The following is an 18,493-nucleotide window of genomic DNA, read 5'->3' on the forward strand; positions in this document are numbered from 1 at the left end:
CGGCCTGCTGGGTATGTCGGGTGGTGCCGTGGCTCAGGAGGCCACCGGCAAATCCTTCGTCGAGACCTTCGATACGCTGAGCGCTTCGCGCTGGTTCATCTCGGACGGCTGGGACAACGGCAAGCACCAGAACTGCACCTGGTCGAAGGAGCAGGTCAAGGTCGCCGACGGCAACCTCGTGCTCAGCTTCGAGAAGAAGCCGCTGAAGAACCGCGACTATTCCTGCGGCGAAGTGCAGACCAAGGAACGCTTCGGCTACGGCACCTACGAAGCGCGGATGAAGACCGGCACCGGCTCGGGTCTGAACGCCGCCTTCTTCACCTATATCGGCCCGGTGCACAAAAAGCCGCATGACGAAATCGACTTCGAGGTCCTGACCAAGGATCCCTCGAAGGTGCAGGTCAACGCCTATGTCGGCGGCAAGTCCAATGCCGAGAAGCTTGTCGACGTGCCCGGCGGCGCCGACCAGGGCTTCAACGACTATGCCTTCGTCTGGGAAAAGGAACGGCTGCGCTGGTTCGTCAACGGCCAGCTCGTGCATCAGGTGACCGACCCGGCGCAACTGCCAAGCCATCCGCAGAAGATCTTCTTCAGCCTGTGGGGCACGGGCACGCTGAGCGAATGGATGGGCCGATTTGTCGATCCCGGCAAGCCGGTGAGCATGGCGGTCGATCGCGTCGCCTTCACCGCCCCGGGCGAAGCTTGCCAGTTCGAGGGCTCGGTCGCGTGCACCCTGAAATGACGGGCAGATACCCAGGCGCGGTTCAGCCGCGCTTCGACATCATCAACAGACAGGAACGGACTGGATGAACCTCACGGTATTTGGGATTGGCTATGTCGGTCTTGTTCAGGCGGCTGTTCTGGCCGAGGTCGGGCATGACGTCGTCTGCGTCGACGTCGATGCGGCCAAGGTCGAGCGGCTGAACCAGGGTTTCATCCCGATCTTCGAGCCGGGGCTGGAGGCTTTGGTGCGCGAGAACCACGCGGCGGGGCGTATCGTCTTCACGACGGATGCTTCGATGGCGGTGAAGCATGGCGCGATCCAGATGATCGCTGTCGGCACGCCGCAGGGCGAGGACGGCTCGGCCGACCTCAAATATGTGCTGTCGGTGGCCGATGCCATCGGCCGCGAGATGGCGGGTGCCAAGATCGTGGTGACCAAGTCGACGGTGCCGGTCGGCACCGCCGACAAGGTGCGCGAGACGATTGCGGTGGCCTTGAAACAGAGAGGCCGGGAGGAGCTAAGCTTCGACGTCGTCTCCAACCCGGAGTTTTTGAAGGAAGGTTCGGCGGTCGCCGACTGCATGAAGCCCGACCGCATCATCGTCGGCACCGACAGCGAAGCGGCCGAGGAGGTGATGCGTGAGCTCTATGCACCGTTCAACCGCAACCACGAGAAGATGATCGTGATGGACGTGCGCTCGGCCGAGTTCACCAAATACGCCGCCAACTGCATGCTGGCGACCAAGATCAGCTTCATGAACGAGATGGCGAACCTGGCCGAACTGCTCGGCGCCGACATCGAGGAGGTGCGCAAGGGCATCGGTTCGGACCCGCGTATCGGCTACCACTTCATCTATCCCGGGCTGGGTTATGGCGGCTCGTGTTTCCCCAAGGACGTGCGCGCCCTGATCCGCACCGCCGGCGATGTCGGCTTCGAGCCGGTGCTGCTGCATTCGGTCGAGGCGCGCAACAATGCCCAGAAGGCGGTGCTGTTCGACAAGCTGAAAGACCACTTCAACGGCGATCTCACCGGCAAGACCTTTGCGCTCTGGGGTCTGGCCTTCAAGCCCAACACCGACGACATGCGCGAGGCACCATCGAGGGTGCTGATGGAGGCGCTGTGGCAAGCCGGCGCCAGGGTGCAGGCCTATGATCCCGAGGCGATGAACGAGGCGCAGCAGATCTATGGCCAGCGCGACGACCTCACCTTGTGCGGTACCAAGGAGGCGGCGTTGCGCGGTGCCGATGCACTCTTGATCGCCACCGAGTGGAAGAATTTTAGGGCGCCGTCCTTCGAGCTGATCCGCGAACAGCTCAAGACCGCCGTCATCTTCGACGGCCGCAACCTCTACGACCCGGCAGTCGTCGCCCGCCACGGCATCCAATACGTCTCCATCGGCCGCAAGGCCGGGTGAGGCGCGAGGCCGTCAACCATTCGATATCGGAGCAGGGACATGAAGGTTCTGTTTGCAGGCGGCAACGGCTACACGCCCGAGTTCAGCGGCGGCGTTCAGTCGTCGACGCATCACCTGGTCGAGCAATTGCGCGCCCATGGCCACGAGGCCTCGGTGCTGGCCGCGCTGTTCGGCGACGGCATGTTCGGCTTCAAGGCGAGAGCCAAGATGAAGCTGACCGGACAACGCGCCGTCATCGACAGCTTCCCTGGATATCCCGTAGTGCGGGCCTGGTTCCCATGGGAGGCCGCAGGCTTCGCAGTGGAGAAGCTGAAGCCCGACGTCGCCGTGGTCCAGTGCCACAAGTCGGTGCCGATCGGGAAAGCGCTGGAGGCCCAGGGCATTCCGCTGGTCGTCTATCTCCGGAATGTCGAATTCCACGAGCTTGGCGGCGATCTCAGCGAGTTGCGGCAGGCGCGCTACATCGCCAATTCGGAATTCACCGCGCGCACCTATGGCCAGCGCTTCGGCATCGAATCGACCGTCATCCCGCCGACGATCAATCCCGCGCTCTACGCCACGGAAACGTCAGGCGACTTCGTCACGCTGATCAATCCTTACGAGGAAAAGGGTTTTGAGCTTGCGGTGCGCATCGCCGGGCGCTGCCCCGACATTCCGTTCCTGTTCGTCGAAAGCTGGAAGCTGGCCGACGATCACCGCGCCCGTATCGAGCAGACGATTGCGCCGCTCGGCAATGTCCGGCTCGAAAGCCGAACCAGCAACATGAAGACGGTCTATGGTCGGACGAAGATCCTGCTCGCGCCGAGCAAATGGGAGGAGGCTTGGGGCCGTGTCGCCTCGGAGGCGCATTGCAGCGGCATTCCGGTCATCGGCTCGCGCCGCGGCGGCCTGCCGGAGGCGGTTGGCGAGGGCGGCGTGGTGCTCGACTACGACGCGCCGCTCGACGACTGGGTCGAAACCGTGCGTCGGCTCTGGCAGGACAAGGCCTGGTATGACCGGCAGTCGGCGGCCGCGCGCGCCTTTGCCGGGCGCGCGCAACTCGACCCCGACGCGCAGTTCGCCACCTTCATGGGCGTGCTCGAACAGGCCGTGGCGCAGGGCCTGAACAAGGCTGCCTGAGGTGGTGCCGTCAGGGTTCTGGAGAGCCGTTCGATGAAGGTTTGTTTCGTTGTCGACAAGTTCCCCTCGCTGTCCGAGACCTTCGTGCTCGACCAGATCGAAGGGTGCCTTGCGCGCGGCATCGAGGTCGGCGTCGTCTGCAACGAGACGACCTTCGGCAAGGAGCGCAACATCGACGATCCGCGCTGGCGCAATCTGCCCGGCGGCGTCGCGCAATGGTGGGGGGCGCTCGGGCCGCTGCGGCCCTCGCTGCGTCGCTGGTCGGGCAAGCTTTGGGACAAGGCATCGACGGCGCTCGACATCGCCTTTGCCGGCAAGCTCGAGAAGTACGACGTTATCGTCGCGCATTTCGGCAATAACGGCCTGCGGGTCGCCAGGGCGATGAAGCAGCGGCGGATATCGGTACCTCTGGTGACGATCTTCCACGGCCACGATGTCGGCGCGCCGATGCATGACGGTTCGCTGTCGCGTTACGAGGTCGTCTTCCGGCAGGGTGCGCTGCAACTGCCGGTCAACGGCTTCTTTCGTGACGCGCTGATCGAGGCCGGTGCGCGCGCCGACAGGGTTGCCGTGCACCATATGGGCGTCGATACCGAGGCGATCGGTTATCGCGCCGGCGAACGCCGGGACAGCAGGCTGGAGCTGATCTCGGTCTGCCGGCTGACCGAGAAGAAGGGCATCGAGTTCGCGCTTCGCGCGCTCGGCGACGTGCAAGCCGTCAGGCCCGACATCGACTGGTCCTACGTAGTCATCGGCGGCGGCGAATTGCTCGACGCGATGAAGCAGCTGGCGCAGACGCTCGGCATTGCCGAACGCGTGGCGTTTCTCGGGCCACGTCCGCACAGCGAGGTCAAGCAGCGGCTTGCCGACGCGCATGTCTTTGTGCTGCCCAGCGTCAAAGCGGGCGACGGCGACCTCGAAGGCATTCCGGTGGCGCTGATGGAGGCGATGGCAGCGGGGCTGACCGTGGTCAGCACCTATCATTCCGGTATTCCCGAACTGATCGAGGACGGCAGGACCGGCCTTCTGGCGCCGGAACGGGATGTCGGGGCGCTGGCGCAGAAGCTGATCTGGATCGCCGACAATCCCGCACCTTGCGAAGAACTGGCACGGGCGGCGCGGCGGAAGGTGGAGGAAGACTTCGATTCCGGCCGGCTCAACGATGCTTTCGCCGACACGCTGTTCCGTCTCGCCGCAACAAGGATTGCGGCATGACCGCCGATGCGCAACTCGGGCGCATCGCGCTGCGCGGCGGGGCGCTGACGGCAGCGGCGCAGGCGATCAAGATCGGCATCCAGTTCGTCTCAGTGGTGATCCTGGCCAGGATGCTGGCGCCGGAGGATTTCGGCCTCGTCGCCTCGGTCGGCCCGATCATCGCTTTTGTTGGACTGTTCCAGAATCTCGGCCTGCAACAGGCGGTCATCCAACGCCCTGAGATCAGCCGGCAGCAGCTCAACCAGGTGTTCTGGATCAGCGCCCTGGCCGGGCTGATCTGCACCATCGTGATCGCCGCGCTGTCGCCGGCGGTGTCGGCATTTTATGGCGACGGCAGGATGACCGGCATCACGCTTGCCGCCGCCATGCCTCTGTTGCTCGGTAGTCTTGCCGCGCTGCCGCTGGCCCTGATGAACCGCAACCTGCAGTTCGGCCAACTGGCCGTCAATGACGTCGCGACCGCCCTTGCCGGCCTGGGCGCGGCGATTGCCGCCGCCTATGCCGGGCTCGGCTACTGGTCGCTGGTAATCGGGCCTGCGGCGGGTGCCGTGGTGACGCTCGCCGGTGCATGGTTGGCGACGCGCTGGAAACCGGGCAGGCCAAGCATCAGGGTCGAGCGCGAGATCCTGTCCTTCGGCGCCAATCTCACCGGCTTCAACCTCGTCAATTTCTTCTCGCGCAACCTCGACAACATCCTGATCGGCAAGTTTTCCGGCCCGGTCGAGCTCGGCTATTACGACCGCGCCTATAAGCTGCTCCTGTTTCCACTGCAGAACATCAACCAGCCGCTGTCGCGGCTGATGGTGCCGCTGCTGAGCCGAATCCAGGACGACAAGCCACGCTTTCGCGAGCTCTATCTGCGCACCAACTGGTTGCTTGCGTTCATCACCGTTCCCGGCATCGCCGCCTTGACGATTGCTGCCGAGCCGGTCGTTTCCATCCTGTTCGGCGAACGTTGGCTGGGCGTGGCGCCGATCTTCGCCTGGCTCGGCATTGCCGGCCTGATGCAGCCAGTGTCGAGCACGACGGGTTGGATCTTCATCTGTCAGGGCAAGACCAGCACGATGTTCCGCTGGGGCGTCTATTCGGCGCTGACGACGGCGTTGTCATTCGCCGTCGGGCTGAAATGGGGCGCCGTCGGCGTTGCTGCCGCCTATGCCATCTCAGGCTACGCGCTCAGGCTGCCGGTGCTGGCGGTGATGATCGGGCGGACCGGCCCGGTCACGGCGCTCGACTTCATGATGGTGCAGGGGCTGTTGATCATCGCAGCGGCAGTGGCCTGGTTCGGCTACGGCTACCTGCCGCCAGCACTCATCGCCCAGTCCAACATCGTGGCGGCGATCACCGCGGCAACCCTAAGCTACGCGGTGGCGCTCGCCTTCATGGTCGCCGTTCCGCAGTCGCGTCGCGCCCTCGTCGCGACTTGGAAGACCATCGCCCGTAACATCCGCTGACGCACCGCCAAGCAGCGGCCGGACCAGATCGGCGGCCGACATGGCAGAGGCGTGTTCTTCCAGCACCGCGGCAAGCGTCGTTTTCCTGAGGTGGTCGAGATCGCCTGTGAAAGCCGCGAGCTTTTGGGTGGCTTCTTCAGAGGTCACGGAGTCTATGTCGAGCAGCAGCTCGGCCAGGCCGACGCGCTTGGCAAGTTCTCGGGTCTTGAATTCGTAGGCGATGGGCAGAACCGGCACGCCGACGCAGAGCGACATGATCATCATGTGCATGCGGGTGGCGACGACGAAGTCGAAGCCCTTGACCAGTTCCATCAACTGCTCGGGCGTGTGGAAGCCGGCGTCGACGTCGACATGGACAGCGACATTGGCATCGAGTTCGGCAACGATGGCACGGGCGGTTTTCGAATCGTCATGCGCGTATTCCGGCACGCCCTGGCAGGTCGAGACGAAGGTCACCTGCTTGCCGTGGTCGCGCACCAGGGTGGTGGTGATGTCGCGGATAGAGGTGATGTAGCGGTGCATGCCGTCGGCGCCGTCAGTCACGTAGTTCCAGTGGCGTACCGAAATGCCGACGCGGCCGGTCTGCGCCGGCGACGTGCCGGCAGAGAGCAGCGTTTCGATGCGCTTTTTATCGGCGAGCGCAAACACCGAATCGGCGACGACATGGCACTTGCCGGGATCGTCGACGAGGCCGTCGAGATGGCCGCGCGAGCACTCGTCACGCAGCAGCATCAGCGGGCTGCGGTCGAAGACTGGCTTCAGTTCGCGGCGATTGTAGTCCTTGTCGAACGGGCCGAGAGACTGGGTGAAAAACACCGGGTCCTTGCCGAAGATGGCGTCGATGCGGAACTGGTTGAGGCGGCGTTCGAGATTGTAGTTCTCGACCAGATAGGTGCCGCCCGTGGTGACGACGAGGTCGGCCTGCCTGTACATGTCGAGACTTCGGCGGTCCTCGGTGCCGAACATCGTTTCGTCCAGGGCGCGGCTCTTGCCATAGTGGCGCAGCGCGCTCAGGGCGAGCCGGTTGTAGATCGGTTTGGCCAGGTTCTTCAGTCGATTGTCGTCATAGGGGTATTTGAAGATCGATTCGGCCAGCAGCTTGCGGATCTCGATGTCGGGATAGGCTTGCCTGGGATAAAGCCGCGACGCCACCTCGGGCTGGCTATCGAACACCTGGAAGCGCAACTCGCCCGGATAGGCCGCCTTTAGGATGTGCCGGATGGCCAGCAGGATCGCCGCATCGCCGGTGTTCAGGCAGACGGTGTTTTCGACGATGACAGTCTTCATGGGCGCTGGCCTCCTCGGATTGGTCGCGTCGGGAAGATAAGTACAGGCTAACCGGGCCATTTTGCGGCGCAACAATAATTGAGGTGCGAGCAGTCAATAATTGTTGCGACGCAGCAATGAGTGCACTAGCTTCGTCGTCGGTGGGCCAAACTGCGAGCGTGAATTCATGCTGCATGTTCTGTACCTGGTGCACGATGTTTCCGACCCGGCAGTCCGTCGACGGATCATCATGCTCAAGGCTGGTGGCGCGCGCGTTACGCTCGCTGGTTTCCGCCGGACGCAAGAACGCGACGACGTCGAGGGCCTGACGCCGATCGACCTGGGTCACACCCGCGACGGGCGCTTTGCGCAGCGTCTGGGGGCGGTTGCGGTTGCTGCGACGCGCATCGGCGCTGCGCTGAAGGCGGTGGCTGCGCCCGACGTGATCGTTACCCGTAATCTCGAAATGCTGGCGTTGGCGCAACGTGCCCTACAGGCCTTCGGCGCCTCGACGCCAATCGTCTACGAATGCCTCGATATCCACCGGCTGGTGTTGCGCGAGGATGTGCTGGGCAAGGGCCTGCGCGGGGCCGAGCGGCTGTTCGGGCGCAATGTCGGCCTGCTGCTGACAAGCTCGCCGGCTTTCGTCAGGCATTATTTCGAACGGTACAGCCAGATCGATGCACCCATCGAACTGGTCGAGAACAAGCTCCTCGAGCTGGAGCCGCGTATTGATTCGATGCCGTCGGCGGCGCTGGCTGATGAGCCCTGGAAGATCGGCTGGTTCGGGGCGTTGCGCTGCCGCAAGTCGCTTGAGCTGCTCGCCGCCTTCACCCGCAAGATGGAGGGTCGGTTCGAGGTCGTCCTCCGCGGCCGGCCCGCTTTGTCGGAGTTTGCTGACTTCCACGGTTTCGTCGAATCGGAGCCCCATTTGGCGTTTAAGGGTGCCTACAGAAATCCCGAGGACATGGCTGATATCTATGCGCAGGTGCATTTTGCCTGGGCGATCGACTTCTTCGAGGAAGGCCAGAATTCGTCATGGCTGTTGCCCAACCGGCTCTATGAAGGCTGCCGATTCGGCACGGTGCCGATCGCCATGGCGGGTACAGAGACGGCGCGTTTCCTCGAGCGCCTCGATATCGGGCTGGTGCTGCCCGAGTCGTCAGCAACAGCGCTGATGGAAGAGCTCTCGGACATGACGCGCGAGCGTTTTGCCGCCTTGCGCGGCGGCGTGCTTGCCCATGATCCAGGAACCTGGATCTGCGACCTGGCCGATTGCCGGGCGCTGGTGGCGAGGCTCGAACGGGTCGCCGCCCAAAACGGCGAAAGCCTCGGCCATCGCCGCCTGACCTTCAACGCAACCAACACAAGCAGACGCATGACCGAAACGTCCTCCGCCATCATCATCATTCCGTGCCTCGACGAGGAGCGCCATATCGGCGGCCTTCTGGCCCAGCTGCGGCCCTCTGCCCGGCGGCTCGGCGCAATGATCATCGTCGCCGACGGCGGCAGCCGCGATGCGACCCGGACCATCGTTGCCGGCATTGCTGCCGAAGACGACAATGTCGTGCTGATCGACAATCCGGCGCGTATCCAGAGTGCGGCAGTGAACCTGGCCGTCGAACGCTTCGGTCGTGGCGTCGACTATCTGATCCGCATCGACGCTCATGGCGGCTATCCCGACGACTATTGCGACCGGCTGCTCGAGGAAGCGCCGGCGACGGGCGCCGATTCCATCGTCGTTTCGATGTTGACCGAAGGCAGCGGCACGGTGCAACAGGCGGCCGCGGCGGCGCAGAACTCGAAGCTCGGCACGGGTGGGGCGAAGCACAGGCTTGGTGCGGCGGGTGAGTGGGTCGATCACGGTCACCACGCGCTGATGCGCATCGCTGCGTTCCATGACGTCGGCGGCTATGACGAAAGCTTCAGTCACAATGAGGATGCCGAGCTCGACCATCGCCTGCGCGAGGCCGGCTACCGCATCTGGATGAGCGGGCGCACCCGCATGACCTATTTCCCGCGTGCTTCGCTCGGCGGCCTGTTTCGCCAGTATCTCGGCTATGGCAGGGGGCGGGCGAGGAATGTGCTGAAACACCGCGTCATCCCCAAGCTCCGGCAAATGATACCGCTGATGGTGGCGCCGACGGCACTTGTCGCAAGCCTCGCCATCATGCACTGGGCCTTCGCCGTGCCTGTCCTCGTCTGGGCGGCGATCTGCCTGGGCTATGGCGCTGCCCTTGCCTTGCGGGCCGGCAAGCCGGGGCTGGCGCTTGCCGGCGTGTCGGCGATGGTGATGCATTTTGCCTGGTCGCTCGGCTTCTGGCTGCAGCTTCTCGGCATGCCGGCAAGAGGGCGTGCGGCATGAGTGCAATGCCCAGCATCGACATCTGCGTCTGCACTTTCAGGCGGCGCGAACTGGCCGACACGCTGCGCTCGCTTGCGGCGATGGATTTGCCCGAGGGATACCGCATCGGTATCGTCGTCGCCGACAATGACGAGGTGCCCAGTGCTGCGGAGCTGGTCTCCGCTCTGGCGCAAGAGCTTTCGCTTGAGGTTCGCTACGTCCATTGCCCGGCGCGGAACATCTCGCTCGCCCGCAATGCTTGCCTGGATGCCAGCTCGGCCGATTTTGTCGCCTTCATTGACGATGACGAGAAGGCGACGGGCATGTGGCTGAAGCGGCTCGTCGAGACCGCGCAGGCGACAGGTGCCGAGGTGGTGCTTGGGCCGGTCAAAGCGCGTTACGGGGCAGGGGCGCCGGGCTGGATGCAGGTCGGCGATTTTCACTCGACCTATCCGGTGTTCGTCCGGGGCGAGATTCGCACCGGCTACACCTGCAATGCCTTGCTCCGGATCGCTTCGCCCAGCCTCGCCGGCCGTCGCTTCAGCCTGGCGCGCGGCCAGTCGGGCGGCGAGGACACCGAGTTCTTCGACCAGGTGTTCCGCGCCGGCGGACGGATCGCATATGCGCCCGAGGCCTGGGTGGAGGAGCCGGTTCCGGCGTCGCGCACCTCGTTCGGCTGGCTGACCAAGCGGCGCTTCCGTGTCGGGCAAACGCATGGCCGCCTGCTTGGAGCCAAGAGGGGTGGCGCTGGTCGCTTCGGTGAGCTGGTCAGGGCCTCGGCCAAGGCCGGTTACTGCTTTGCCGCGGCTGGGCTGACTGTGCTGCAGCCGGTCAGCCGCAACCGCAGCCTGTTGCGCGGCGTGATGCATCTGGGCGTGCTGAGCGGGCTGGCCGGCGCGCGCGAACTTCGCCTCTACGGCAATAAGGGAGGCGAGGATGCAGCCTGACGTCAGCTTCGTCATCGCCGCCCACAATGCCGAGGCAACGCTCGGCCGCGCCATCGACAGCGCGCTGGCTCAGCAAGGTGTGACCGTCGAGGTGATCGTCGTCGACGACTGCTCGTCCGATGCGACGGTTGGGTTTGCACGGGCCTATGCCGATCCGCGTGTGCGGGTCGTGGCGCTGGAGAACAATCGCGGTCCAGGCGGGGCGCGCAATGCCGGTCTCGACGCGGCGCGAGGGCGCTGGGTCGCGGTGCTCGATTCGGACGATGCCGTGCTGCCTGACAGGCTTTCAGCAATGATCGGCAGGGCTGAAGCTGGCTCCGCCGTGATGGCGGTCGACAACATCGTCGTGATTCACGAGGACGGCCGCCCGCAGGACATCATGTTTGCTGAAGGCTATCTCGAAAAACTCGGCCAATTGACGCTGGCAGACTTCATCGGCGGCAATGTCGTCTTCGAGACGACGTTCAATTTTGGTTACATGAAGCCGATATTCTTGCGTGAATATCTCGAGGCAAATGAGCTCCGTTACGACGAGAATCTGCGCATCGGCGAGGACTATATGCTGCTCGCAGACGCGCTCGCCCTGGGTGGCAATTGCGTCGTCGAACCTGCCGTAGGCTATGCCTATCACGTCCGAAACGGCTCGATTTCAAGGGTTCTGGAGCTTCATCACGTCGAGGCGATGCAGCGTGCCGATGCTGCGTTCGAGGCTCGCAACAGGCTCGGCGGAGAGGCGAAAAAAGCGTTCACGCGACGCGCCCGCAGCCTCTCCCAGGCTGCCTCATTCCTGTCACTGGTTATGCACATCAAGCAGCGGTCGCCGCTCAAGGCGGTACGAACCGCACTGAAGGACCCGGCGGCGGTTCGACATTTGCGGATGCCGATCGAGGTCCGGCTGCGCCGGTTCGCCAGGCAGTTCGCATACCGGTCCGGCACATGATGCGTGTGTCCGGAGCGGTCAAGAACAAGACGAGGAGAGTTACATGAGCGAGAGGATTGGCACGATGAAGAAAGTCAGGAAAGCGGTGATCCCGGTGGCGGGTCTCGGCACGCGGTTCCTTCCCGCGACCAAGTCGATGCCCAAGGAGATGCTGCCCGTGGTCGACAGGCCGGTGGTGCAGTATGCCGTCGACGAGGCACTGGAAGCCGGCATCGAGCACATCGTCTTCGTGACCGGCCGCAACAAGGCTGTCATCGAGGATTATTTCGACCTTCATCCCGAACTTGTCGGCACGCTCGAACAGGCCGGCAAGGTCGAGCAGATCAAGTCGCTGGAGAGCCTGCTGCCGGTTCCCGGCGCCACCAGCTTCACCCGCCAGCAGGCGCCGCACGGCCTCGGCCATGCCGTCTGGTGCGCCCGCGACATTATCGGCGACGAGCCCTTCGCGCTGCTGCTGCCCGACATGGTGTCGTTCGGCAAACGCGGCTGCCTGGCCGAGATCATGGACCTGCATGCCGAAACGGGCGGCAACGTCATTGCCGTCGAGCAGTGCGATCCGAGCGAGACCAACAAATATGGCATCGTCGGCAAGGGCCCCGACGTCGGTTCGGGCTTCGAAGTGACGGCCATGGTCGAAAAGCCGGCCCCGGCCAAGGCACCGTCGAATTTCTACATCAACGGCCGCTACATCCTGCAGCCGGAGATTTTCAACCTTTTGGGCACGCAGAAGCGTGGCGCCGGCGGTGAGATCCAACTGACCGACGCCATGGTGCGCCTTGCCGCGAGCCAAGCCTTCTTCGCCCGGCCGTTCAATGGCCGGATGTTCGACTGCGGCTCAAAGGAAGGTTTCATCCAGGCCAATGTCGCCTTCGCGCTGAAGCGGGCCGACATTCGCGATTCCGTGCTCGACGCCATCCGAGAGATGGTCGCCGAGCAGGATCACGTCGTCGCGGCCTGATGCCAACGGCCCGTCGGGGTGGCTGGAACGGCCGCCTCGACGGAGTTCGGAAAGAGCCGTGCCGGTCGGGCACGGCAAATTGCGTAGCTGAAATCGGCTTCGCCCAGAACCCAGCGAGCAGCCGCCGCTGCTCAGGCAAGAACTGGAACGCAGATGAACTACGCCAGCTTTCCCTTCAGCAACCGCCTTCCCGCGTCTCGCGAGGACGCGCGCGAGGGGAGCGACTTCATCGATCTCGAACGCCTGCTGGCGATGGCCAAGCGCCAAGCCAAGGTGGTCGGCGTCGGCGCCGTCATCGGCCTGCTGCTCGGGCTCGTCTATCTGCAGACGACGCCGCCGACCTATACCGCCTCGACCCGCGTGCTGATCGACGAGGGCATGAACAAGATGGTCGACGAGGTGTCGGCGACGCCTGTGAACATGCAGACCGATGCGGCGATCCTGTCGCAGATCGAAATCATCAAGTCGGCGCGGTTGGCCGCCGTGGTCGTCGACAAACAGAAGCTCGACCAGAACGCCAGCTTCATGCAGCCGCCGCAATCGCTGCTGTCGACGCTTGTCGGCTACGTCCGCGGCTTCCTCCAGGTCTTCCGCTCCACACCCGAGATCGCCGGCGGTGCTGCGCTCAGCGATGCGCAACGCAAGGCGATGGCCGATGCCGCCCGCAAGGAGCAGGCGGTGGCGATGTTGCAGAACAACATCATGGCCGAGCGCTCCGGCCGCAGTTACGTCATTTCCATGGCCTACCGCGCGCATGATCCGCAGCTGGCGGCCGCGATCACCAAAGCCTATGCCGACGCCTTCGTCGCCGACCAATTGGATGCCAGCTTCGACGCCACCGAAAAGGCGGCCGTCTGGCTGCAGGGCCGGCTGGAGGAGCTGCGCACGAGTTCGCAGAAGGCCGCGCTCGAGGTGGAAAAATTCCGCGCCGAAAATGGCCTTGCGGCGGCGCGCGGCGAAACCATCGCCGAGCAGCAGCTTTCCGATCTCAACGCCCAGCTGATCCTCGCCCAGGCCGATACCGCCAAGGCGCGGGCGCGCTACGAACAATACCGCACCATCGTCGAGAGCGGGCCGGAAGCGGCGGTCGGCAATTCGACCCTGTCGGCGGCCGAGGCAGGTAATCCATTGATCTCGGAGCTCAAGAAGCGCCATTCCGGCGTTTCGAAGCGCGAGCAGGAGATTTCGGCCGGCTTCGGTCCCAACCACCCTCAGGCAGTCGCGCTGCGCAAGGAGCAGGCCGACCTCGCCAATCAGATCTTCCGCGAGCTCAGCCAGCTTTCGGAGACCTATCGCAACGAGTTCGAGGTGGCGCAGTCGCGCGAGACGGCGTTGCGCAACAGCGTGTCGGAGGCGACCGGCCAGAACTCCAGCGCCAATCAGGCACAGGTGCGGCTGCGCGAACTGCAACAGCAGGCCACCGCACTCAGTACGCTCTACCAGACCTTCCTGTCGCGCTACGAGGAGGCGTCGCAGCAGCGCTCCTTCCCGATCGCCAAGGTCCGGGTGATTTCGGAGGCAACGATGCCGCGCGGCCCGTCGAGCCCGCGCACCTCGATGGTGTTCGGGCTGGCGCTGGTGCTCGGCGTCGTCCTGGGTACTGCCTTCGGCGCGCTCAACGAATTCAACGAGCGCTTCTTCCGCACCGCCGAGGACGTGCGCGAAAGGCTGGGCGTCAAGTTCCTCGGCTACCTGCCGCTGATCGCCTCGAATGACGACAGGAAGGACCTGGGCAAGACCGCCAATATGGGCACGCCGCCGCCATCGCGTCAGGCGGATCTGGCGAAGCGCCGCGCGAGGATGCGCATCGCCGTCGACCAGCCGGCGTCGATGTTCGCCGAGACGCTGCGCAGCACCAAAATTGCCGGCGACGTCGTGCTGCAGGACATTGGCAGCAAGGTGATCGGCGTCATCTCGATGCTGCCGGGCGAAGGCAAGTCGACTGTTGCCGCCAATCTCGCCGGCCTGATCGCCAGCAATGGCGCAAGGACGCTTTTGATCGACGCCGATTTGCGCAATCCGGGGCTCAGCCGCAGCCTCGGCATCGATGCCGAGCAGGGGCTGGTCGAGGCCGTTGTCAACGACCAGGGCTGGCAGTCGGTGGTCAAGGTCGACCGCCAGAGCAAGATGGCGATCGTGCCGGCGGTGGTGCGCGGCCGCTTCTCGCACACCAGCGAACTCTTGTCGTCGGCCGGCATGCGGCGCTTCATCGACGATGCCAAGGCGACGTTCGATTACATCATCGTCGACCTGCCGCCACTTGGGCCGGTCGTCGACGCCAAGGCCTTCGCGCCGCTGGCCGACGGGTTCGTGCTGGTGGCGGAATGGGGCGCGACGCCGCGTCCGCTGGTCCGCTCCGGGCTCGGCGCCGAACCGCAGATCGCCAGCAAGGTGCTCGGCTTGGTGCTCAACAAGGTCGACCTGAAGAAGCTGCCGCGTTATGGCGCCTATGGCGGTTCCGAACAGTTTCTGGAACGCTATTCCAGCTACTATATCGACAAGAGCGAAACCAAAGCCAAGGCCAAGGTGGCGAGCTAGGAGAAAAGCAGCCGGCCGCCCTTGCCCGATATGCGCACCGCGGTCAGCCGCCCGGTCCTGAAGGCGCCGGTGTCGATGTCGAGCCGGCGGCCATCGATGCGGGGATGGTCGACCGGCGTGTGGCCATGCACGACCCAGCGGTCGAGCCGGCGCGAGGCCTCGAAGAATTCCTCCCTGATGTAGAGCAGGTCGTCATCTTCCTGGTCGAGCAGCGGCACGCCGGGGCGGAGACCGGCATGGACGAAGACGAAGCGCTCGGAATAGGCCATGATCGGCAGGCCGCGCATGAAGGCGATGTGTTCCGGCGGGATGGTGGCGCGGATGTGGTCGTCGAGTTTGCCGCCGCTGCCGTAGAGCTCGCCGAGATGTTCGGCGTCGATGCCGTAGGAAAACAGGGTGCTGCGTGCACCCGTGGACAGCCACCGAGCCAGCGACAGCTTGCCGTCGAGATAGTCGAGCGTCTGGGCCTCGTGGTTGCCCATCAGGCAGATACGCCAGAAGCCTGGTGGCGGCGGGGCGATGAGGTGATCGATGACGCGCGCCGAATCGGGGCCGCGGTCGATGTAGTCGCCGAGCATGATGATCAGCTTGCGGCCGGGCAAGGTGGCGGCGTCTGCGACGACCTTGTCCTCGAGTGTGCGCAGCTCGCGATAGCAGCCATGGACGTCGCCGATGGCGTAGACGACGGTTTCGGACAGGTCGAGCTCGATGCGCCGACGCCCGGGTGACTGTCTTTGCGAACGGAAATTCAGAAAGCTGACCAGCCTGTCGCCTCGCTAAAATTGTCGGGTTGCGTCCCGACGCCGGGCACGTCAGTGCCTGAGATCACAGTGCGCGGCGGGCGTTTCCGTTTCCTGAACGTAGCCGTTGGCATGCTTGATTTGAACCAGGATGTCGTTGCAAACAACAGCGTGCCGGAACCCATGAGCTGCATCCGAGTTAGCGCTGATCCCGAGGGATCGCACCGATGCGGAAAGACACCGAGCAGTCCCGGCGCGTGCCGGACGAAAATGCCGAGGCCGCGCATGAAGCATCGCTGGCTTATGTCAGCGACGACGAGCCCGGCATATCAAGGAAAAGGGCAGGCAAGCGCCTTCTCTACGAAACGGCCAATGGCGGAAAGGTCGCCAGCAAGGCGGTTCTTGCGCGCATCGATGCGCTTGCCATTCCTCCGGCATGGACAGATGTGTGGATTTGCGCCGAAAGCAACGGTCATATCCAGGCGACGGGACGCGACCAGCGTGGCCGAAAGCAATATCGCTACCATCCCGACTGGTCGGAAAAGCGTGACGAGCTCAAATTCTCGAGCCTGGCCGAATTTGCACGCGCGCTGCCGCTGCTGCGCCGCCGGATCGACAAGGATTTGCGGCTGCGCGGAATGGTGCGCGAGCGGGTCGTCGCAGCGGTGGTATGGCTGCTGGACAATACAATGATCCGGGTGGGTGGCGCCGCCTATGCCAGGGAGAATGGCAGCTTCGGTCTGACGACGCTACGCAACCGCCATGTCGACATCGACGGTTCGACGCTCAGATTCGCCTTCAAGGGCAAATCGGGAAAAGAATGGCGTTTGCGGCTGGTCGACAGGCGTATGGCAAAGATCGTGCGCAGCATCCAGGAACTGCCCGGCCAGACCCTGTTTCAATATCTCGACGACAATGGTGCGCGGGTGCCGATATCGTCCCAGGACGTCAATGACTACATTCGAGCTGCGGCCGGCGCAGCTTTCAGCTCCAAACATTTCCGCACCTGGGGCGGAACCGTGCGCGCGACGGCGCTGTTTTCCAGAACGCCGGTGCCCGAGCGGGCGGAAGCGAGGGCGCAGGCATGCAACAAAGTCATTGACGACGTTGCCAGGCACCTCGGCAACACGCGGGCCGTCTGCCGAAAAGGTTACATTCATCCGGAAGTGATTTTGGCGTGGTCGGAAGGGCGGTTGTCTGACGAGCTGGCTGCGTCCCGCCCCAAGGCCGGCTCGCAGCTTGACGTCGACGAGCGCATCACTCTTGCCTGGCTTTCGCGGCAAGAGAAGCGAAGCCGACTGCAGAGGTGAAGCTACTGCCGTCAGGGAGCGGGCGTCCGGACCAGGTCAAGCGGTGCGTCGAGCGTCCAGGTGACGCCATCTGGTTGGAAGCTGAGATGGCCGACGCCGTTCAGCGCCAAAGGCGCGACGCGCTCGAGCACGATCCGGCCAAATCCTTTGCGCGAGGCCTTTCCAACGGTCGGTCCGTTGGTTTCCTTCCAGGTCAGGCGAAAGCGATCGGAAGCGGTCCAGCCGATTTCGACGGTGCCAAGATCGGATGACAGCGCGCCATGCTTGGCCGAATTGGTGGCAAGCTCATGAAAGGCCATGCCAAGATTCTGGACCGCCATCGTCGACAGCAGGACCGGCTCGCCCGATATGGTGATGCGGCGCTCGGCGGCAAACGGCCGGATCTGGTTGCTGACCAGATCGGCCAGGTCAGCGCCGCGCCAGTCACCGTCGACAAGCAGATCCTGGGACTGCGACAGCGCCATGATCCTGTTGCGGATCTGGGTGTCGAATTCGGCGATCGACGTTGCGTGCTTGCCCGTCTCGCGGATCATCGACAGGATGACGGCGAACTGGTTCTTCACCCGGTGGTTGACCTCGCGCATGAGCATGCGGATGCGGCTCTCGCTTTCCTTGCGCTCGGTAATGTCTCTGGCGATCTTCGAGGCGCCGATGACCTTGCCGGCGCCGTTGAGCACCGGCGATACGGTGAGCGAAATGAAGACAAGGCTGCCGTCCTTGCGTTTCCTGATCGTATCGAAGTGGTCGACGCGCTGACCGCTCCGCACCTTGCCGAGGATGACGTCCTCTTCGTCCTGCCTGTCATCTGGGATCAGCATGCGGACGTGCTTGCCGATGGCTTCATCGGCGCTGTAGCCGAAAAGCCTGGTGGCGCCGGCGTTCCAGCTCTGGATGACGCCGCACAGGTCCTTGCTGACGATGGCGTCGTCGGAAGATTCGACGATCGAGGCGAGGCGCTGGGTTTGTATCTCGGCCTGCTTCTGGGCCGAGATGTCGACCAGAAGGTTGATGGCACCCGTTATCTCGCCGGTTTCGTCGCGTATTGGCGCGGGGAAGGCGAGGAACGGCACAAGCGTGCCATCTGGCCGCTCGGCTATGGCCTCGGCGTTGCGGATCGCCCGACCCTCCTTCAGGGCCAGCGCCATCGGGCAGTCGCCATGTGCCAGCGGTTCGCCCTCCGCCGTCCGAAGCCGCCAGGAGCCGCACCACGAGTCCTTGCCGATTTCGGGCCGGTGACCCCAGAGTGCTGCTGCGGCTTCATTGAAAAAGGTGATCCGCCCGCTGGCATCGGTCGTATAGACCGCAGCCGGCAGCCCGCCGAGCAAAGTCTCGCGATTCGTCATGTGGCCGCCCTGGTTCCGTGGGGCATTAACGACCAATGCCCGCATGAGTTCCGTTCATCCAGAAATCGACACTCGAAGGCGCGGAAATGCACCCGTTTCTCCCGGGTAAGGTGTTCGGAAAGGCGGCTTTCATGTTGCATTGCAACATAGTTTGAATTGTGCCCGCGGGCATGGTCGCCCA

Annotated in this window: 14 protein-coding genes and 1 pseudogene; 12 read left to right on the top strand and 3 right to left on the bottom strand. The window is 64.1% G+C overall.

Annotated elements, in window-relative coordinates; translation table 11 throughout:
• Window positions 1-13 precede the first annotated feature (13 nt).
• The 5 genes from N7E70_RS05025 (at window position 14) to N7E70_RS05045 (ending at window position 5,926) form a co-directional block, all read left to right on the top strand.
• The gene (locus N7E70_RS05025) at window positions 14-742 is read left to right on the top strand and encodes a glycoside hydrolase family 16 protein (RefSeq protein ID WP_269441462.1); all 729 of its coding nucleotides are present in this window, start codon (window positions 14-16) and stop codon (window positions 740-742) included.
• Window positions 743-806: 64 nt separating this feature from the next.
• Complete coding sequence (locus N7E70_RS05030; protein WP_263005689.1) at window positions 807-2,138, top strand: UDP-glucose dehydrogenase family protein; 1,332 nt, start codon at window positions 807-809, stop codon at window positions 2,136-2,138.
• Window positions 2,139-2,177: 39 nt separating this feature from the next.
• Complete coding sequence (locus tag N7E70_RS05035) at window positions 2,178-3,257, top strand: glycosyltransferase (protein ID WP_263005690.1); 1,080 nt, start codon at window positions 2,178-2,180, stop codon at window positions 3,255-3,257.
• A gap of 33 nt (window positions 3,258-3,290) precedes the next feature.
• Entirely contained in the window at window positions 3,291-4,472 is a 1,182-nt protein-coding gene (locus N7E70_RS05040) for a glycosyltransferase (RefSeq protein WP_263005691.1), read from the top strand.
• Window positions 4,469-5,926 carry a lipopolysaccharide biosynthesis protein gene (locus N7E70_RS05045; protein WP_263005692.1) on the top strand — a complete coding sequence of 486 codons (1,458 nt, stop codon included), beginning with the start codon at window positions 4,469-4,471 and terminating at the stop codon, window positions 5,924-5,926. Before N7E70_RS05040 ends, N7E70_RS05045 begins: the two co-directional genes overlap by 4 nt.
• Here the strand turns inward: N7E70_RS05045 and N7E70_RS05050 are convergent.
• Window positions 5,828-7,213 (bottom strand): polysaccharide pyruvyl transferase family protein, encoded by a 1,386-nt coding sequence (locus N7E70_RS05050; RefSeq protein WP_263005693.1) that lies wholly within the window; start codon window positions 7,211-7,213, stop codon window positions 5,828-5,830. The two genes, N7E70_RS05045 and N7E70_RS05050, sit on opposite strands and share 99 nt — an antisense overlap.
• A 166-nt stretch (window positions 7,214-7,379) precedes the next feature.
• Between N7E70_RS05050 and N7E70_RS05055 the strand changes: the two are divergent.
• The 6 genes and pseudogenes from N7E70_RS05055 to N7E70_RS05080 all read left to right on the top strand — a co-directional run.
• A pseudogene (locus N7E70_RS05055) lies at window positions 7,380-8,504 on the top strand (glycosyl transferase family 1); the annotation flags it as partial.
• A gap of 66 nt (window positions 8,505-8,570) precedes the next feature.
• Window positions 8,571-9,557, top strand: a complete 987-nt coding sequence (locus N7E70_RS05060; RefSeq protein ID WP_263005734.1) for a glycosyltransferase family 2 protein — start codon at window positions 8,571-8,573, stop codon at window positions 9,555-9,557.
• On the top strand, window positions 9,554-10,483 hold the full coding sequence (locus N7E70_RS05065; RefSeq protein ID WP_269441444.1) for a glycosyltransferase: 930 nt from the start codon (window positions 9,554-9,556) through the stop codon (window positions 10,481-10,483). The genes N7E70_RS05060 and N7E70_RS05065 overlap by 4 nt, the downstream gene beginning before the upstream one ends.
• Entirely contained in the window at window positions 10,473-11,423 is a 951-nt protein-coding gene (locus N7E70_RS05070; protein WP_263005694.1) for a glycosyltransferase family 2 protein, read from the top strand. The genes N7E70_RS05065 and N7E70_RS05070 overlap by 11 nt, the downstream gene beginning before the upstream one ends.
• Before the next feature lie 64 nt (window positions 11,424-11,487).
• A complete protein-coding gene (locus tag N7E70_RS05075; protein WP_263005736.1) occupies window positions 11,488-12,381 on the top strand; it encodes a UTP--glucose-1-phosphate uridylyltransferase in 894 nt (297 codons plus the stop codon).
• Between the two features lie 153 nt (window positions 12,382-12,534).
• On the top strand, window positions 12,535-14,919 hold the full coding sequence (locus N7E70_RS05080) for a polysaccharide biosynthesis tyrosine autokinase (protein ID WP_263005695.1): 2,385 nt from the start codon (window positions 12,535-12,537) through the stop codon (window positions 14,917-14,919).
• On the opposite strand, the gene N7E70_RS05085 is transcribed toward N7E70_RS05080, so the two are convergent.
• On the bottom strand, window positions 14,916-15,683 hold the full coding sequence (locus N7E70_RS05085; protein ID WP_263005737.1) for a metallophosphoesterase family protein: 768 nt from the start codon (window positions 15,681-15,683) through the stop codon (window positions 14,916-14,918). The two genes, N7E70_RS05080 and N7E70_RS05085, sit on opposite strands and share 4 nt — an antisense overlap.
• Window positions 15,684-15,886: 203 nt before the next feature.
• Here N7E70_RS05085 and N7E70_RS05090 point away from each other — a divergent pair, with 203 nt between their 5' ends.
• Complete coding sequence (locus tag N7E70_RS05090) at window positions 15,887-16,969, top strand: DNA topoisomerase IB (protein ID WP_263005696.1); 1,083 nt, start codon at window positions 15,887-15,889, stop codon at window positions 16,967-16,969.
• Window positions 16,970-16,980: 11 nt separating this feature from the next.
• On the opposite strand, the gene N7E70_RS05095 is transcribed toward N7E70_RS05090, so the two are convergent.
• A complete protein-coding gene (locus tag N7E70_RS05095) occupies window positions 16,981-18,312 on the bottom strand; it encodes a sensor histidine kinase (protein ID WP_263005697.1) in 1,332 nt (443 codons plus the stop codon).
• Between the last annotated feature and the right edge of the window lie 181 nt (window positions 18,313-18,493).

This window comes from Aminobacter sp. NyZ550 (assembly GCF_025628925.2).
GTDB classification, from domain to species: Bacteria; Pseudomonadota; Alphaproteobacteria; order Rhizobiales; family Rhizobiaceae; genus Aminobacter; species Aminobacter ciceronei.

Excerpts from the sequence above, each read along its gene's own strand:
- N7E70_RS05025 (WP_269441462.1), top strand. The coding sequence starts at position 14 with ATGTCGGGTGGTGCCGTGGCTCAGGAGGCCACCGGCAAATCCTTCGTC.
- N7E70_RS05030 (WP_263005689.1), top strand. The coding sequence starts at position 807 with ATGAACCTCACGGTATTTGGGATTGGCTATGTCGGTCTTGTTCAGGCG.
- N7E70_RS05035 (WP_263005690.1), top strand. The coding sequence starts at position 2,178 with ATGAAGGTTCTGTTTGCAGGCGGCAACGGCTACACGCCCGAGTTCAGC.
- N7E70_RS05040 (WP_263005691.1), top strand. The coding sequence starts at position 3,291 with ATGAAGGTTTGTTTCGTTGTCGACAAGTTCCCCTCGCTGTCCGAGACC.
- N7E70_RS05045 (WP_263005692.1), top strand. The coding sequence starts at position 4,469 with ATGACCGCCGATGCGCAACTCGGGCGCATCGCGCTGCGCGGCGGGGCG.
- N7E70_RS05050 (WP_263005693.1), bottom strand. The coding sequence starts at position 7,213 with ATGAAGACTGTCATCGTCGAAAACACCGTCTGCCTGAACACCGGCGAT.
- N7E70_RS05060 (WP_263005734.1), top strand. The coding sequence starts at position 8,571 with ATGACCGAAACGTCCTCCGCCATCATCATCATTCCGTGCCTCGACGAG.
- N7E70_RS05065 (WP_269441444.1), top strand. The coding sequence starts at position 9,554 with ATGAGTGCAATGCCCAGCATCGACATCTGCGTCTGCACTTTCAGGCGG.
- N7E70_RS05070 (WP_263005694.1), top strand. The coding sequence starts at position 10,473 with ATGCAGCCTGACGTCAGCTTCGTCATCGCCGCCCACAATGCCGAGGCA.
- N7E70_RS05075 (WP_263005736.1), top strand. The coding sequence starts at position 11,488 with ATGAAGAAAGTCAGGAAAGCGGTGATCCCGGTGGCGGGTCTCGGCACG.
- N7E70_RS05080 (WP_263005695.1), top strand. The coding sequence starts at position 12,535 with ATGAACTACGCCAGCTTTCCCTTCAGCAACCGCCTTCCCGCGTCTCGC.
- N7E70_RS05090 (WP_263005696.1), top strand. The coding sequence starts at position 15,887 with ATGCGGAAAGACACCGAGCAGTCCCGGCGCGTGCCGGACGAAAATGCC.
- N7E70_RS05095 (WP_263005697.1), bottom strand. The coding sequence starts at position 18,312 with ATGACGAATCGCGAGACTTTGCTCGGCGGGCTGCCGGCTGCGGTCTAT.